Genomic DNA, 15,955 nt, shown 5'->3' on the forward strand with positions numbered 1-15,955 from the left:
TAGGCGCGATATTGGGATTACCAGGTAAATTCCTGGCTTTTTTTGGGAGCCTGATTGCCGCATCGCTGCCGGTAACCGGATTTTTGTTATGGCGAGGCAGGAGAAAAAAGAAAGCTGCTGCTCCCAGCCTTCGGCAAAAACCCGTTTTTCAGCCAGCCTGATAGTACTGACATAGGGTTGACAAAAGCCTGAGTAAATTTGTGACAAATAATAATTCAATGAGCCAGGCCATTTCTTCCCCCTTTTTAGTTGCCGGTATAAGTGTCAGAACCTCCAACGAAGCCGGTAGAGCAGGAACCGATATCCCGAACCTGTGGAATACCTTTATCAACCAGGGTATTGTAACGCAGCTCTCTAACCGAATTGCGGATACCATCTACTGTGTATACACTAACTATGAATCGGATTATACCCAGCCTTATACTGCCCTGATTGGTTGCCGGGTTTCAACAGTGGAGGGACTTCCGGAAGGATTTACATCCGTTGAAATTCCTGCAGGTACATACGAAGAAATAGTAGTGAAAGGGAATTTGCTGGAAGGGATTGTTTTTGATGCCTGGACGAAAATATGGAACCGTCCTTTAGCAAGAACTTATCAGGCCGATTTTGAAGTATACGACGAAAAATCCGCTGATAGTTCCAATGCAGAAATCAAGATTTATATAGGTGTTCAAAATTGAATGGTTGCCTGTACCGGTAAATGATCTGAATATAGTACGGGAGGAAGGTTTTTTTTTTCTGCAATGCCGTTGAGGTTTCGGGTAACAAAAATATAGTCAATTGTTTTTATTGGCGCTTCGGCCGGAAAACTGGGTTGATTCAGATCGTTTACAGGCTGCAATGCTGTTTTTAGCAGTTGTATCTCTTCCTGGTCGGGTGTTGCATTCAGATCACCCATAAAAACAGCAGGAAGGTTTTTCTTTTTTAGGTAATTCAATACTTCCCTGGCTTGCACTAAGCGGGTAGCAGGGTCCAGTGAAAAATGAGCATTGGCCAATAATAGGGTGCCTTTTCCGGGAATTGCTATTTCCGCAGTAATCAATGCAAGTGATTGTCGCAGGGTATCTGGTTTTAACAGGCTTAAGCGAATGTTTTCAATCTTTTTTATCGGGTAGCGCGATAAAATTCCTTGTCCATAAGCGCCTTCCTGAAAAGCAAAATGACGTACAAACGCATAATGCATGCCCGTTATTTGGGCCAGTCTTTTCATCTGGTCTGTTTTACCGGATCGCTGGCAAACACTGTCTACCTCCTGAAGTCCAACGATAGCAGCGCCGGATCCACGAATAAAAATTCCCATGGAATCGAGCGTGGCCTTTTCATCCTTATCAGTGCCATGATGAATATTGTAACTCATCAGGGTAAGGCTGTCCTTCCCGCTATTGTTGTGCACAGGTAAGGAAAGCCATAGGAAAAAAACGATCTGCAACATAGCGTGTTAAGCTTCCAGTTTTTTTACTTCTTCCCAAACAAAATCTTCTATTTCATCAAATAGAAAACGTTCGTGTTTCCCTTTGGTTTGCTCTTCAAATTTATTGGTAAGATCCAGCGCCAATTTGTACAAATCTGCTGTGGCCGACTGATCAATTGATTCATTAAAACTTGTTGGTTTTTTCCCTTCTTCAAGACTTCGGATATAACAAAGTACTTCCACTACTTCAAAATGTGTTTTTTGCCAGGATTCAAATCCGTTCGGAAATTCAGGAATAGTCATAGCTTGTTTTTTTACATGGAATAGCAGTATCTTAAATATAAGGGTTTTGCCGGAAAGCAATCACTAGTGCAACGTTAATAATGCCAGTACCAGGCTTCCTGCAATACCCGGTTGTTATTTTTATTGTACATTACTGTAGTTACCATAAAATTTATTCCATGAAAACAAGTTTTAAACCAGCAGGATATAACTCGGTATCGCCTTATTTCATTATAAAAGATGCGGAGCAGTTTGTGCAGTTAATGACAGCAATTTTTGATGCCGGCCTGCTAAGAAAATACAATCGGCCCGATGGATCTATCATGCATGCAGAATTAAAGCTTTACGATTCGGTTATTATGCTGGCTGAAGCAACTGAACAATACCCGCCTGTTCCCATGGTATTGCATGTTTATGTGCAGGACCTGGATACGGTGTTTACCCGCGCCAAAGAAGCGGGCTGTAAGGTGCTGGAAGAACCAAAGCAACGAGAAGGCGATCCGGACAGAAGAGCTACATTTATGGACTTTGGAGGAAACATGTGGTCGGTAGGAACCCAATTGGCTGTTTAAAAAAATAAACCATGGAGGCAACATTTAAAGCCTGGAAAGCAGGCAGGAAGTTATTTGTGAAATTTTTTGAGCAGTATAACCTGGATCAGTTGAATGCAATACCCGCCGGGTTTAGTAATAACCTTATCTGGAATATAGGCCATATTATAGTGGCGCAGGAATCGCTGGTTTACCGGGGTTCTCACCAGGTTATGTCAATTTCGGAAGAGCTGATAAATGCCTATAAACCCGGAACCAGGCCACTGCGGCCTGTCTCGAAAGAGGAAGTAAGTCAATTAAATGACCTGCTGATAGCACAGATTACCCGCACGGAAACTGATTTTAAACAGGGGATTTTCACCTCTTACATAGAGCGGGAAACAGTTACCGGCTTTCACCTGGGGTCTATTGAAGATGCGCTGGAGTTTAATAATTTTCACGAAGGCTTGCATTTAGGGTATATGATGAGCATCCGAAAGTTTATATAGTTAAGCCAAGGGGCCGAATGCTCCGGGTAGGAAATACGTAACAAAAAAACCCGCCAAATGGCGGGTTTTTATAGGTCGTAAAAAACGATTCATTAGCGGATGAAAAGCATCTCTCTGTACTTGGGCAGGGGCCAGTTGGCATCGTCTACCAGGAGTTCGAGCTTGTCTACACGGTAACGGATGGCATCGAAGAACGGTGCTTTTACCTGGCTTTCGTAGGCAATAGCTTTGGTACGGGTATTGTCCATTGCATTGCAAACTTTGCGTGCTTCAATCATTTTCTCTACCAGGTCAGATAGGATATTGATATGCTCGCTGATCTTTTCCAGGATTTGCAGCTGGTTGGCATAGCTGCTTTCTTTCAGCCCGATTTCTTTTAATCCCTTAATATTATTGATAAGTATATTCTGGTATTTTACCGAAGCGGGTAATACATGGCTGGTGCAGAGTTCGCCCATGATCCTGGCTTCGATTTGTACATTCTTGATGTATTTCTCCAGCTCAATTTCATGGCGTGCTTCCAGCTCCACGTGCGAAAGCACTTCGTTGCTTTCAAACAGGTGTTTTGCTTTTTCTGTAACCATTGCATCCAATGCAAGAGGGGTTGTTTTCAGGTTGGGCAAACCGCGTCTTTCAGCTTCCTTAGCCCATTCATCGCTGTAACCGTCGCCTTCAAACAATACTTTGTCACTGGCTACAATGTATTCCCGGATCACGTGCATAATGGCGATCTCTTTTTTCTCCCCTTTTTCAATCAGGACGTCCACGTCTTTTTTGAATTTTTTAAGGGTATCAGCCATAATGGTATTTACGGTAGTCATTGCATTAGCACAGTTTGCGGTAGATCCAACTGCACGGAATTCAAACTTGTTACCAGTAAAGGCGAAGGGCGAAGTACGGTTACGATCGGTATTGTCAAGCAGCAGTTCAGGAATGCTTCTGTGCAGATCCAGTTTCAGAATTGCCTCATCCTGCTCATCAAATTTATCCCCTACACGCTCTTTGATTTCGTTTAGTACTTTGGTCAGGTATTGGCCAATGAAAACGGAAATAATTGCGGGGGGAGCTTCGTTGGCGCCCAGGCGGTGATCGTTGCTGGCAGAAGCAATGCTGGCACGCAGCAAATCGGCATAATCATGTACCGCCTTAATGGTATTTACAAAAAAGGTCAGGAACATGAGGTTGGTCTTCGGCGTTTTACCGGGAGCCAGCAGGTTAACTCCGGTATCGGTAGACATACTCCAGTTATTGTGTTTACCGCTACCATTGATTCCGGCAAATGGTTTCTCGTGCAACAGCACCCGCAATCCATGACGGCGGGCAACCCGGTTCATAACATCCATCAGAAGGGTATTATGGTCTACCGCCACGCTAACTTCTTCAAAAATCGGTGCACATTCAAACTGAGCAGGCGCCACCTCATTATGGCGGGTTCTTAATGGAATACCCAGTTTATACGATTCGTTTTCGAAATCGCGCATGAAAGCATATACACGCTCGGGGATGGAGCCAAAATAATGGTCTTCCAACTGCTGTCCTTTTGCAGGCGCATGTCCGAATACAGTACGGCCGCTCAGCACCAGGTCAGGGCGCGCATTAAACATGCCTTCGTCAATAACGAAATATTCCTGTTCCCAGCCCAGGGTGGCAGAAACACGGCTTACATTTTTATCGAAATAATTGGCAACTTCTACTGCACTTTTATTCAGTGCTTCCAGTGATTTCAGCAGGGGGGCTTTATAATCGAGCGTTTCACCCGTATATGAAACAAAGATGGTTGGAACACAAAGGGTTTTGCCTTCGCCGATTTCCATAATAAATGCAGGAGAAGAAGGATCCCAGGCAGTATATCCGCGGGCTTCAAAAGTTGCACGGATTCCACCGCTTGGGAAGGAAGATGCATCAGGCTCCTGTTGAATCAGGGCAGCCCCGTCAAATTCTTCGATAGCAGTACCATCTCCTTTTAACGTAAAAAAGGAATCATGTTTCTCAGCTGTCGTTCCGGTTAATGGCTGAAACCAGTGTGTGTAGTGAGTTACCCCTTTTGTTTCAGCCCACTGGCGAATACCTGCAGCAATTTGATTGGCAACTGTGCGGTCGATTTTTTTGCCGCCTTTAATAGACGTTAAAAGGCTTTTGTAGGCTTCATCGCTCAGGAATGCCCGGGCTTTTTGAAGCGTAAATACGTTTTCGCCGAATAAAGCAGTGATTTTGGCAGAACCGGGACCCTTCACTTCCTTTCCCTGGCTGATGTTGTTGATAGCACTAACACGTAATGACATGAGAAATAGTTTTTAGCTGTGAATTTTTCCGTTTAAGAATAAATTTCCGCTAAGTTGCTTAAAAAATTAATAATATTCTAATGGAAGTCTAAAGATTTTCAGGAGTTTATTCGATTTTTATAAACATTGAAAAAATTGTAATATATAACCTCTTTGCCCAGCGCTCCAATGCTCAGCAACCAAACCAGCAAGGTTTCGGGAATTACCCGGTAGCGGATTACCGCTCCGGGAAATGGTATCGTATAACCTATTGATAAATAAAAGGTAAAGCTGAAAAAGGCAAGCGCCCAGATCATACTGTGGGGTACCAGTTCAACCCGGCCGGGAAATCGTTTCAGTACTAAGGCCAGCAGAAGACATATTATGAAAATATTTTGTGCAACCATGCCGTATTGTAAGATACCCTTGGCTTCCCAGGGATAAGGGCGAAGAAAAATATTATCCAAAGCAGCCGGTAAATTTCGCATATAACTAACCGGGCTGGTAGTTAAGGCAGGCAGGGCTACCCGGGTATTTCCTTCCAGGGCAAAAAAATCCTGTTGAACGGATAAGACGGCGCGGGGCAAATTAAGGGCGCCGGGCAGTAATCCCGATAAAAAGAACAGGAACATGGCAATTAAATGAACGCCAAAAAACGCTTTATACAACGATGCTCCTTTTTGGCTTACCAGCCACCAACAGGTAATTGGAAGCAATAACAAAAACGCGAAACTGGCTTTTACAACAATTATTCCCAGCCAGGCCAGTATACTGATAAACCAATGAACAGGCCGCCCTTTACCCGAGAAAATAACGGATAAGCGGGCAATAAGCAGGCTGAAGAAGAAAAACAAAACAGCATCGCTGCGGATACCACTTAGCCAAAAAAGGGCGGGCGGGTAAAGGAAAATGACCAGGAATGTCCAGCTTTTATACTTTGGTACTAAATGGGCCAGGACCTGGTATAACCAAAAGCCACCCCAGAAGCTCATAAAACTAAAAGCCACAACATTTATATAATAGTTGCCCTGGGAATAAAAGTTAAAAACGCCCAATGGTTTATTGATTAATGCTTTTTCCAGTTTCATACGGAAATAGGAAAGCCCTTCTTTCCAGCCCCAATCCTGGATATATTGATCCAAGCGTATGTCATAAGTAAAGACCCGTAGCGGGTTTATCTTCATCTGCGCCCATTCTGCCAGCGTATCGTCATGGATTACCCAGGTATCATCGCCCCCATACCATGTTAGGAACAACCATCCGTAAACACAACCCATAATGGTTTTCAGGGAAAATACTAAGGCAAGTTGGGCAGGGCTTAGCCGGAATGCTGCATTTCGGGTAAGGCGTACCAGCAGTAAATAGAAAAAAAACCAAGCCATTAAAAATAGAACAACTGGCAACATCCCGTAATTGATTTGTATTCAAATCTATACATTTGAAATATTAATAATAGTTTTTTGTGAGAATCAGTAAACGAGTGAAGATTGCTTTTGTATCAAATAATGCCTGGTCGATTTATAATTTCAGATTGGATGTTATTAAAACCTTGCTGGAAGATGGTCATGCGATCACCATTATAACTCCGTTTAACGCCTATGTAGAGAAGATTATTGAATTGGGCTGTGAGCATATTGCGATTGATTTCGATAATAAATCGATCAACCCATTAACCGATATCCGTTTTTTCCTGCGTTTAAACAGGTTATACAAAAAACTTCAGCCGGATTTAATTTTTCATTATGTGGCTAAACCCAATATTTATGGCACCCTTGCCGCCAAGAGAAACAATATAGCTTCTGTGGCCATAGTTACCGGGTTGGGTTTTGCATTTTCAAGAAAAAACCTGCTGTATGCCGTTGTTAAGTTGTTGTACCGGTTTTCGCTCAACGGAGCAAGAGATGTACTGTTTTTGAATAATGATGATGCACAGCTATTTGCAAGGGAAAAAATAGTTCCGCTGAAAAAGATCAATGTACTGCCTGGCGAGGGAATTAACACCGATTATTTTGCTCCCCAACCCAGCCGGGAAAACAAGAAGCGGTTCCGCTTCCTCATGTCTTGCAGAATGCTGAAAAGTAAAGGGGTCGAAGTTTTCGTTGAAGCAGCGCGTCTGCTAAAGTTAAAGGGACATGTTTTCGATGCTATTATCCTGGGTTTTTTTGAGGAAAACCATCCGGACTCTATTGCTCCCGCTGTAGTGGAATCCTGGCAACAAGATGGACTGGTAAATTATCTTGGTTTCCGGGACGATGTACGTCCGGTTTTGGCAGAGGCAAGCGCTTTTGTATTTCCATCTTTTTATAACGAGGGGGTTCCCCGGAGCTTACTGGAAGCAGCCAGCATGGAATTACCCATTATTACTACCCATAACAAGGGGTGCCGGGATGTGGTGGTTGACAAGGTGAACGGCTTTCTTTGTAAACTGGAAGATCCCTTTGACCTGGCGTCAAAAATGGAGGAAATGTTGTTGATGGACCCGGTTGCCCGGGAAAATATGGGGCAAAAAGGCCGGGAATTGGTGCGTTCAAAGTTTGGTATGGAAAAAGTAATTCATGAATACCGCCGGATCGTTGCTCAACTAGACGGATGCTGACTGCCGCTTATATTTTTCCAGAAAGGCCAGTATACCTGAATTTTTCAACTGATAATCAAGGGTCCATTTGCTGAGGTCGGGAAAATGGTAAGAAAAACTCGTTAATGCCTCCCAGGTCGGTGCCTTTTCCCCGTTAAGAAAAAAATAAGTTCCCCCATAGTTCCGCTGGAACTCGCGTACCCAGGCATAGTCTGTACTAATTACAGGCAGTTTTGCAGCCGCATAGGCCAATAATTTAGCAGAAGGCTGTTGATTAAAGGGCGCTGTGTCTGGTTGAAAATTAAGGCCGAACCTGGCCTGTTGCAGGTAACTATCTACAGCTGTAGGGGGTACCGTATCCTGGAAATGTATCCATTGGTAAGGAAATTTTTTAACGAGTTGCTTTCGGAGTGGCCCCAATACTAATAAGGAACGCCCTTCCAATTTTCCCCCGGGTGCAAACCAGCTCAGCCATTTTTCCGGTTGCCGGCTGGCTTCGGTAGTACCGGCATAAACGAAGTCATAGATCTTTTCCGGGTTACCGCTGGGCTGGTCCACAGGAAAATATATGGTAGTCCGGATTCCCCAGGGCAATTGGTCGGTAAAGTTCAATCCTGCCCGGGTGTATTCATTTAAAAATAAGCGGAAATCGGGCCGGATATTGATCCATTTCTTGAGTTGGTCTTTTAGCCGGCCAAACCTGCCGGCAGAACGCGAGGCATATTCATGTATCAGCAGGGCAGAAGGGTTGGTTCGCCGGGTATGGATGCCCATGAAATGCCATTCGATATCTGCGGGATTTTTGCTGAGTTCAGCCAGGGAGCATTCGCGTGTCTGGTAGCCCAGGTTGGTAAAATACTGTCTGTAGGCAGCAATTTCGGGCAGAATAGCAGTGGATGCATGAACAAAAGCGATGGTCATAGAGATAACAAATTACAATAAACAAATAAATCCCTTCCTATTTTACCGGCTCGGTCCGGTACCTTACCTTTGCGCTTTCTTACACTATCTGCCAAAAAACATGGAAGTAACCGTAAAAACAGCCCAGCAACTTCGATTAACTGCCGAAGAATTTGAATTAATCAAAGAAAAGCTGGGTCGCACTCCCAATTTTAATGAACTCTGTGCTTTCTCCGGGATGTGGAGTGAGCATTGCAGCTATAAGAATTCGATCAAATGGCTCAAAACCCTGCCACGTGAAGGTGGAAAAATGCTGGTAGCGGCGGGCGAAGAAAATGCAGGACTAATGGATATGGGCGATGGTTTTGGGGTGGTTTTCAAAATTGAAAGCCATAATCACCCCTCCGCTATTGAACCTTTCCAGGGGGCTGCAACCGGGGTAGGAGGAATTCACCGCGATATTTTTACGATGGGGGCTCGCCCCATTGCCGCTTTGAATTCACTGCGTTTTGGAAAGCTGCAGGAAAATAAAACACAGCACCTGCTGGGCGGCGTAGTACATGGAATCGGCCATTATGGCAATTGTTTTGGCGTACCTACAGTTGGAGGAGAAATCTATTTTGAACAATGTTATCATACTAACCCGCTGGTGAATGCAATGAGCGTGGGTATTGTAAAAGCGGGCGGAACCGTAAGTGCTACAGCGGAAGGAACCGGAAATCCGGTAATGTTCGTGGGTTCAGCAACCGGAAAAGATGGAATTGGAGGGGCTTCTTTTGCTTCGGCTGATATTACAGCAGAAAGTGCTGAAGAGCTACCAGCCGTTCAGGTAGGTGATCCTTTCCAGGAAAAGAAACTGCTGGAAGCCTGCCTGGAGGTTATTACTACCGGTGCAGTGGTGGGCATGCAGGATATGGGTGCTGCCGGCATTATTTGTTCAACCGCTGAAATGAGTGCAAAAGGCGGCGTTGGCATGCGGATTGATTTAGATAAAGTACCTACCCGCCAGGCCAATATGAAAACCTGGGAGCTGCTCTTAAGCGAAAGCCAGGAGCGCATGCTGATGGTGGTAGAAAAAGGGAAGGAAGCCCTTGTGGAAGCTATTTTTGAAAAATGGGATCTGCCCTGCTCTGTGATCGGTGAAGTAACGGATGATGGCTTGCTGAATTTTTTCATGAACGGAGAATTGGAAGCCTCCATACCAGCAGACGTATTAGTACTTGGAGGCGGTGCGCCACAATATGACCGGGCGTATGAAGAACCGGTTTATTTTGAAAAAATCAAAGCATTTGACCCCGGCACAGTTCCTCAGCCGGCAGATTATAAAGCAATTGCCGCTCAATTGGTAAACATTCCTAATATAGCTTCCAAACGCTGGGTGTACGTGCAATACGACAGTATGGTAGGTACGGGTAATACCTCTACCAATGCGCCGAGTGATGCGGCCGTGGTGCTGGCTAAGCCGTCTGAAAAAGCATTGGCGGTAACGACCGATTGTAACAGCCGGTATGTATACGCGGATCCCTATAAGGGAGCTATGATAGCGGTAGCAGAGGCCGCGCGCAATATCGTTTGTTCCGGAGGAGAACCCCTGGGCGTAACCAATTGCCTGAATTTTGGAAACCCGTACGATCCACAGGTCTATTACCAGTTTGTGCATGCTATCAAAGGAATGGGTGATGCCTGCCGGCGTTTTAATACCCCTGTTACCGGCGGTAACGTTAGTTTCTATAACCAGAATCCGGATGGACCGGTGTACCCGACCCCAACCATCGGTATGGTAGGGTTACTGGATTCTTACCAGGATAGAATGACGCTGGGTTTCCGGGAAGCAGGTGACCTTATATACCTGATCGGGAAATCAACCAGCGATATCAATAGTTCGGAATACCTGAATAAAATTCTCAGCATTGAGTTTTCTCCGGCTCCTTATTTTGAGCTGGAAGAAGAAGTTGACCTGCAGGCAACAGTATTAAAGCTGATCCGTTCCAAACAAATCCTTTCCGCACACGATGTAAGCGAAGGCGGACTCTTTATCACCCTTCTGGAAAGCGGATTTGTAAACGGACTGGGATTTGATATCCGCACTGCTTCTCATATCCGCAAAGATGCCGACTTGTTTGGCGAAGGCCAAAGCCGCGTTGTAGTATCCGTACAGCCATCGCAACAGGCCGAATTCGAAGCTGGTTTAAAGGGTACTGAATTTCGGTTATTGGGTACTGTTACCAGTGCCGAACTGAACATTGACGGAGAAGCCTGGGGTTCCGTAGACGATTGGAAAAACCAGTATGATACGGCTATTGAGAAATTACTGGCCGGACATGAATCTGAACATGCGCTCAGTGCATTATAACCTGTAACGCCACCCATGCCTTCTGTTAGTGATTTGTTTCAGTTGTTTGAAATGACCCCCGACCTTGTTTGCATAGCGGGCAGAGACGGATATTTCAAAAAAGTAAACAAAGCAGTGATTGATAAATTGGGTTATACGGAGGAAGAGCTGTTTTCCCGTTTGATTTCCAGTTTTGTACATCCCGATGACCGCGAAGAAACGGCCCGTACCAGAGCTGAATTGATCAGCGGTAAAAAACTACTCAACTTTGAAAACAGGTATATCACCAAAAACGGGGGAGTTGTTTGGCTGGAATGGACATCTATTTTTCATTCCGGTAAAGACATGGTTTTTGCCATCGCCAAAGATATTACCAAGCGAAAAAAAGTGGAGAAAGATATAGAGGCGGAATACCATAAGTTTAAAAGTTTGGCGGGCCATTTTAAAACCAGCATGGAAGCAGACCGAAAATTCCTGGCGGCTGAATTACACGAGGAAATGGCCCAGCTTGCCTCGGTTATCAAAATGGATATTGACTGGGTAGGAAGACGGGAGGATGGTTTATCCCCTGCCAGTAGAAACCGCCTGGAACATGCGGCCGGCATAACGGAACTGCTGATTGCGACCATACGACGCATAACTTTTAGCATCGGGTCTACCATGCTGAGCCATGTCGGTCTGAAAGCCACGCTCGACTGGCAGTGCAGAGAATTTTCTTTGTTAACGGGCATTCCCTGTAAGTTCCTGAGCACCGTGGAAGAGGATAAAACGGTGGGGGAGGTAGAGCTGGATTTTTTACGGATCAGCCAGGAAGCGCTGACCTCCATTATGATGAATACGGAGGTTCGGCAGGTAGGCCTGGCCCTGGACCATATCGGGGCTAAAGTGTATTTAACCATACAGGTAGATTATAAAGTGATTATTAATAGAGACCTGTTTTCCGAAAGCCTGGAACGGATACGTGACAGGGCCAGTTATATAAACGGTCAAACCGAAATTGATCTCGATCCTGCCGGGTGCACAATTATTCGGGTTATCGTAGACAAATAAATTAGTTTTTCCCCAGTACCTTTATTGCATGGATAATAAAACGGTCATTATTGTAACCGGAGCTGCCGGGTTTATAGGCAGCTGTCTAGTAGGTTTTTTAAACCTGAAAGGCTATACCAACCTTATTTTGGTAGATGAGTTTTCGAGTGCCGTCAAAGAGGCAAATCTATCTGGTAAATTATACATCGATAAAGTTGACAGGAACCTGTTTTTTGAATGGTTGCAGGAACATAAACCCACTATTTCGTTCGTGTTTCATATCGGGGCCCGAACAGATACTACGGAGTTTGACTATTCCGTACATCAGCGCCTGAACGTGGAGTATTCCCAGAAATTGTGGAATTACTGCGTAGTACATACGATTCCATTGGTATATGCTTCTTCCGCAGCTACTTATGGAAACGGGGAATTGGGCTATCAGGATTCACATGAGCTGCCTTTTCAACTGGAGCCCCTGAACCCCTACGGTGTTTCCAAAAATGAATTTGATAAATGGGTATTGCATGAAGCCATGCACCCGCCCTTTTGGGCAGGCCTGAAATTTTTTAATGTTTATGGCCCCAATGAATACCACAAGGGAAGAATGGCTTCGGTGATCTGGCATTCCTTTAACCAGATCAGGGAACAGGGAAAAGTGAAATTATTCAGATCGCACCGGCCCGATTTCAAAGACGGGCAGCAACTGCGTGATTTTGTGTATGTGATGGATGTTATTAAGGTTTGTTTCTGGCTCATGATTAACCAGCCTGCCTCGGGTTTGTATAATCTTGGTACCGGAAAGGCCAGAAGTTTTGAAGACCTGGTTAAAGCCACTTATGCAGGACTGGATAAAGAAGCCCTGATCGAGTTTATCGATATGCCGGAAGATATCCGGGAAAAGTACCAGTATTTCACCGAAGCAGCCATGCATAAATTACAGGCAGCGGGTTATTCAGAGCCCTTTTACAGCCTGGAAGAGGGCGTGGAAGACTATGTACGCAACTACCTGGTGGGTGGACACTACTATTAAAGCAAGCAACTATCAAATATGAGCAAAACCATAGCCATAATCGGCGGGGGAAACCTTGGTATCTCCATTGCAGAAGGATTAACGGCAGGGGGATTTTTATCCCCCTCACAGATTACAGTTACCCGCCGAACAACCACCCTGCTACAGCCTCTCCAACAAAAAGGGATGCAGATCACCAGCGATAACCTGGCCGCAGCCGCCGGCAGTGAAGTGATTCTATTGGCCGTAAAGCCCTTCCAGATTAAAGAAGTGATCCGTGAAATAGCACCTGCATTAACCAGTGATAAATTGCTGATATCCGTAGTAACCGGAGTAAGCATGCAGGAAATGCGGTCGGAAATAGGCATAGCTAACTCACCGGCTTTGTTCAGAGCCATGCCTAATACAGCAGTTGCCATCCGGGAAAGTATGACCTGTATCAGCCATTCCGGAGCCAGCCAGGCACAGGTCGAATGGGTATTGGAGCTGTTTAACCAGGTAGGAAGGGTGGTGGCCATTGATGAAAAACTTATGGACGCAGCTACCGTTTTGGGGGCCTGCGGAACAGCGTATGCCATGCGGTATATCAGGGCAAATATCCAGGGGGGTATAGAAATCGGGTTTGATGCTAAAACGGCCAGCCTTATAGCTGCCCAAACGGTTAAAGGAGCCGCAGAACTGCTTTTGCAGAAAGGTACCCACCCGGAATATGAAATTGATAAGGTAACCACCCCTAAGGGCTGTACGATTGCCGGGCTTAATGAAATGGAACACCAGGGTTTCAGCTCATCCCTTATTAAAGGGATATCAGCCAGTTATGTGAAAATTCAGGCAGATAAATAATATTTGATTCAAATGTTCGTTTATTAAATCAGCGGGTATAAGGGATTTCCCCTAGATATTAGGAATTTTTTTATACCTTCGCCTTTCCTAAACCTGTGAACAACCCAGAATCTAATAGTATGAAGCGAAATTTAAGTGTATGGATCCTTTTTGTAGAGATTTTAGCCATCGTGGTCATACACGCAAATAAAGATCAGGCGGAAAAAATTAAAGAAATCTTGTTGAAACGTAATCATTCAGCCTTTATAAAAGCCACTCCGATTCAACCGTCTGCTGTTTCGCAGCTGACGATCAAATAATAAGCAATAATCACCAAAAGGAAAAAATAGGCATCCGGGATTCCGGGTGCCTATTGTCTTTTTATCCTATCTTTGCATGACCTCCCGGATGAACATATTGCAATTTTCCGCAAGGTCACATCAACCTGGTTCACAATAAATGATTTTGTATGTTTTCTAGCACAACTGGCCAATTGGTCTGGGGTGTTATTATTTTTTTAGAACCCAGGGGTAATGATTAAAATTTGAAATTGAACCGATATGGCCAAGTACATTTTTGTTACAGGTGGAGTAACTTCTTCCCTGGGTAAAGGAATTATTGCTGCATCACTTGGAAAACTGTTGCAGGCAAGAGGGTTATCTGTAACAATCCAGAAATTTGATCCCTATATCAACGTGGATCCTGGAACACTGAATCCTTACGAACATGGAGAATGTTATGTAACAGAAGATGGTGCGGAAACCGACCTCGACCTCGGGCATTATGAGCGCTTTCTGAACATCTTCACCAGCCAGGCGAATAATGTTACCACAGGGCGTATATACCAGACCGTTATCAATAAAGAAAGAGACGGAGCTTATTTAGGCAAAACAGTACAGGTAGTTCCGCATATTACCGATGAAATCAAACGTCGTATGCTGTTGTTGGGGCAGGGGGGATTTGATATTGTAATTACGGAAATCGGGGGAACTGTCGGGGATATTGAAAGCCTGCCTTTTATAGAAGCAGTTCGCCAGTTACAATGGGAGTTACCGGAAGAAGATTGTGTGGTAGTACATCTCACCCTGATACCTTACCTGAAAGCAGCGAAGGAACTTAAGACCAAACCCACCCAGCACAGTGTTCGGATGTTAAGCCAGGAAGGCGTTCATCCCGATGTAATTGTATGCCGTACAGAAGAACCGCTGGGGCCTGAAATAAAGCGGAAAATAGCCCTGTTTTGCAATGTAAAAAAGGAGGCTGTTATTGAAGCCGCGGATGCACCTACCATCTATGAAGTGCCCCTGGCCATGATGCGGGAAAAGCTAGACCTGATTTGTCTGAAAAAGATGAATATCACCCAGTATTCAGAGCCGGAATTATCTAAATGGAAAGAATTCCTCGATAAGCTAAAATATCCCAAGAGCAAGGTAACGATCGGGCTTATCGGGAAGTATATAGAATTACAGGATGCGTATAAGTCCATCCTGGAAGCATTTATTCATGCTGGAGCAATGAATGAGTGTAAGGTAAATATTGTCAATGTTCACAGTGAGTTCATTACCGATGAAAATGTGGAGGAAAAACTGGGGCATTTGGATGGTTTACTGGTTGCACCAGGTTTCGGACACCGGGGTATTGAAGGAAAAATAACAGCAGTAAAATATGCCCGTGAACAGAAATTACCATTTTTTGGAATTTGCCTGGGCATGCAGATGAGTGTAATTGAATTTGCAAGAAATGTACTTAACTGGCCGGAAGCGCATTCCACGGAAATGGATCCGGCTACCAATCGTCCGGTTATCGATTTAATGGAAGAGCAGAAATCGGTTACCGCCAAGGGAGGAACCATGCGCCTCGGAGCCTACCCCTGCCAGATTACCGAAGGTACCCTGGCCCATCAGATCTATGGTGCTACCCAGATTTCAGAACGGCATCGTCACCGTTGGGAGTTTAATAATAAATACCTCGCTGATTTCGAAGCTGCCGGACTGGTAGCCAGTGGTAAAAATCCGGAAAGCGGGCTCGTGGAGATCGTGGAATTACCCAACCATCCCTTCTTTTTGGGCGTTCAATATCACCCTGAACTAAAAAGTACGGTGGAAAATCCTCAGCCGGTATTTGTTCATTTTGTAAAAGCCGCCAAAGAATACGCGGAAAAAAAGGATGCGGTACGCAACCCTTTGCTTCAAAATGAAATGATTTAGGAAAAGGGAACCGCCGGTTTACCATTTACTATTCACTATAGACGCAATATTATTCAGCCACCTTTTCCTTTATCTTCGCAACTCTTAA

At 44.8% G+C, this 15,955-nt stretch carries 15 protein-coding genes; 10 read left to right on the plus strand and 5 right to left on the minus strand.

Annotated elements, in window-relative coordinates:
* Positions 1-218 precede the first annotated feature (218 nt).
* A complete protein-coding gene (locus A1D16_RS03100; protein ID WP_290707716.1) occupies positions 219-680 on the plus strand; it encodes a GyrI-like domain-containing protein in 462 nt (153 codons plus the stop codon).
* Here A1D16_RS03100 and A1D16_RS03105 read toward each other — a convergent pair.
* Complete coding sequence (locus A1D16_RS03105) at positions 671-1,432, minus strand: endonuclease/exonuclease/phosphatase family protein (protein ID WP_290707718.1); 762 nt, start codon at positions 1,430-1,432, stop codon at positions 671-673. The two genes, A1D16_RS03100 and A1D16_RS03105, sit on opposite strands and share 10 nt — an antisense overlap.
* A gap of 6 nt (positions 1,433-1,438) precedes the next feature.
* Entirely contained in the window at positions 1,439-1,714 is a 276-nt protein-coding gene (locus tag A1D16_RS03110) for a hypothetical protein (protein ID WP_290707720.1), read from the minus strand.
* Between the two features lie 158 nt (positions 1,715-1,872).
* On the opposite strand from A1D16_RS03110, the gene A1D16_RS03115 reads away from it, so the two are divergent.
* Positions 1,873-2,265 carry a VOC family protein gene (locus A1D16_RS03115; RefSeq protein ID WP_290707722.1) on the plus strand — a complete coding sequence of 131 codons (393 nt, stop codon included), beginning with the start codon at positions 1,873-1,875 and terminating at the stop codon, positions 2,263-2,265.
* 11 nt (positions 2,266-2,276) lie between these two features.
* Complete coding sequence (locus A1D16_RS03120) at positions 2,277-2,732, plus strand: DinB family protein (protein ID WP_290707724.1); 456 nt, start codon at positions 2,277-2,279, stop codon at positions 2,730-2,732.
* 92 nt (positions 2,733-2,824) lie between these two features.
* On the opposite strand, the gene A1D16_RS03125 is transcribed toward A1D16_RS03120, so the two are convergent.
* Positions 2,825-5,014: a glutamine synthetase III gene (locus A1D16_RS03125; RefSeq protein WP_290707726.1), complete on the minus strand. Its 2,190-nt coding sequence runs from the start codon at positions 5,012-5,014 to the stop codon at positions 2,825-2,827.
* A 98-nt stretch (positions 5,015-5,112) separates the two neighbouring features.
* On the minus strand, positions 5,113-6,375 hold the full coding sequence (locus A1D16_RS03130) for a hypothetical protein (protein WP_290707728.1): 1,263 nt from the start codon (positions 6,373-6,375) through the stop codon (positions 5,113-5,115).
* A gap of 80 nt (positions 6,376-6,455) precedes the next feature.
* On the opposite strand from A1D16_RS03130, the gene A1D16_RS03135 reads away from it, so the two are divergent.
* Positions 6,456-7,589, plus strand: coding sequence for a glycosyltransferase family 4 protein (locus A1D16_RS03135; protein ID WP_290707730.1), 1,134 nt, complete (start codon positions 6,456-6,458; stop codon positions 7,587-7,589).
* Here the strand turns inward: A1D16_RS03135 and A1D16_RS03140 are convergent.
* The gene (locus A1D16_RS03140) at positions 7,575-8,489 is read right to left on the minus strand and encodes a hypothetical protein (protein WP_290707731.1); all 915 of its coding nucleotides are present in this window, start codon (positions 8,487-8,489) and stop codon (positions 7,575-7,577) included. The two genes, A1D16_RS03135 and A1D16_RS03140, sit on opposite strands and share 15 nt — an antisense overlap.
* 100 nt (positions 8,490-8,589) lie before the next feature.
* On the opposite strand from A1D16_RS03140, the gene purL reads away from it, so the two are divergent.
* The 6 genes from purL to A1D16_RS03170 all read left to right on the plus strand — a co-directional run bounded on the left by purL (position 8,590) and on the right by A1D16_RS03170 (position 15,867).
* Positions 8,590-10,821, plus strand: coding sequence for a phosphoribosylformylglycinamidine synthase subunit PurL (gene purL, locus A1D16_RS03145; protein WP_290707733.1), 2,232 nt, complete (start codon positions 8,590-8,592; stop codon positions 10,819-10,821).
* A 15-nt stretch (positions 10,822-10,836) separates the two neighbouring features.
* Positions 10,837-11,850, plus strand: a complete 1,014-nt coding sequence (locus A1D16_RS03150) for a PAS domain S-box protein (protein ID WP_290707736.1) — start codon at positions 10,837-10,839, stop codon at positions 11,848-11,850.
* A 28-nt stretch (positions 11,851-11,878) separates the two neighbouring features.
* Positions 11,879-12,859 (plus strand): ADP-glyceromanno-heptose 6-epimerase, encoded by a 981-nt coding sequence (rfaD, locus tag A1D16_RS03155; protein WP_290707738.1) that lies wholly within the window; start codon positions 11,879-11,881, stop codon positions 12,857-12,859.
* 18 nt (positions 12,860-12,877) lie between these two features.
* Positions 12,878-13,681 carry a pyrroline-5-carboxylate reductase gene (proC, locus tag A1D16_RS03160; protein ID WP_290707740.1) on the plus strand — a complete coding sequence of 268 codons (804 nt, stop codon included), beginning with the start codon at positions 12,878-12,880 and terminating at the stop codon, positions 13,679-13,681.
* 119 nt (positions 13,682-13,800) lie between these two features.
* Positions 13,801-13,980 (plus strand): hypothetical protein, encoded by a 180-nt coding sequence (locus A1D16_RS03165; RefSeq protein WP_290707742.1) that lies wholly within the window; start codon positions 13,801-13,803, stop codon positions 13,978-13,980.
* A 240-nt stretch (positions 13,981-14,220) separates the two neighbouring features.
* Positions 14,221-15,867, plus strand: a complete 1,647-nt coding sequence (locus tag A1D16_RS03170) for a CTP synthase (RefSeq protein ID WP_290707744.1) — start codon at positions 14,221-14,223, stop codon at positions 15,865-15,867.
* Positions 15,868-15,955 lie beyond the last annotated feature (88 nt).

The sequence above is a fragment of the Flavihumibacter sp. CACIAM 22H1 genome (genome assembly GCF_001601815.1).
In the GTDB taxonomy this organism is placed as follows: Bacteria; Bacteroidota; Bacteroidia; order Chitinophagales; family Chitinophagaceae; genus Flavihumibacter.

Bases quoted from the DNA above. Each gene is read 5' to 3' on its own strand.
- A1D16_RS03110 (WP_290707720.1), bottom strand. From the start codon at position 1,714: ATGACTATTCCTGAATTTCCGAACGGATTTGAATCCTGGCAAAAAACA.
- A1D16_RS03105 (WP_290707718.1), bottom strand. From the start codon at position 1,432: ATGTTGCAGATCGTTTTTTTCCTATGGCTTTCCTTACCTGTGCACAAC.
- A1D16_RS03120 (WP_290707724.1), top strand. From the start codon at position 2,277: ATGGAGGCAACATTTAAAGCCTGGAAAGCAGGCAGGAAGTTATTTGTG.
- A1D16_RS03125 (WP_290707726.1), bottom strand. From the start codon at position 5,014: ATGTCATTACGTGTTAGTGCTATCAACAACATCAGCCAGGGAAAGGAA.
- A1D16_RS03165 (WP_290707742.1), top strand. From the start codon at position 13,801: ATGAAGCGAAATTTAAGTGTATGGATCCTTTTTGTAGAGATTTTAGCC.
- rfaD (WP_290707738.1), top strand. From the start codon at position 11,879: ATGGATAATAAAACGGTCATTATTGTAACCGGAGCTGCCGGGTTTATA.
- A1D16_RS03150 (WP_290707736.1), top strand. From the start codon at position 10,837: ATGCCTTCTGTTAGTGATTTGTTTCAGTTGTTTGAAATGACCCCCGAC.
- A1D16_RS03115 (WP_290707722.1), top strand. From the start codon at position 1,873: ATGAAAACAAGTTTTAAACCAGCAGGATATAACTCGGTATCGCCTTAT.
- purL (WP_290707733.1), top strand. From the start codon at position 8,590: ATGGAAGTAACCGTAAAAACAGCCCAGCAACTTCGATTAACTGCCGAA.
- A1D16_RS03170 (WP_290707744.1), top strand. From the start codon at position 14,221: ATGGCCAAGTACATTTTTGTTACAGGTGGAGTAACTTCTTCCCTGGGT.
- A1D16_RS03130 (WP_290707728.1), bottom strand. From the start codon at position 6,375: ATGGCTTGGTTTTTTTTCTATTTACTGCTGGTACGCCTTACCCGAAAT.
- A1D16_RS03140 (WP_290707731.1), bottom strand. From the start codon at position 8,489: ATGACCATCGCTTTTGTTCATGCATCCACTGCTATTCTGCCCGAAATT.
- proC (WP_290707740.1), top strand. From the start codon at position 12,878: ATGAGCAAAACCATAGCCATAATCGGCGGGGGAAACCTTGGTATCTCC.
- A1D16_RS03100 (WP_290707716.1), top strand. From the start codon at position 219: ATGAGCCAGGCCATTTCTTCCCCCTTTTTAGTTGCCGGTATAAGTGTC.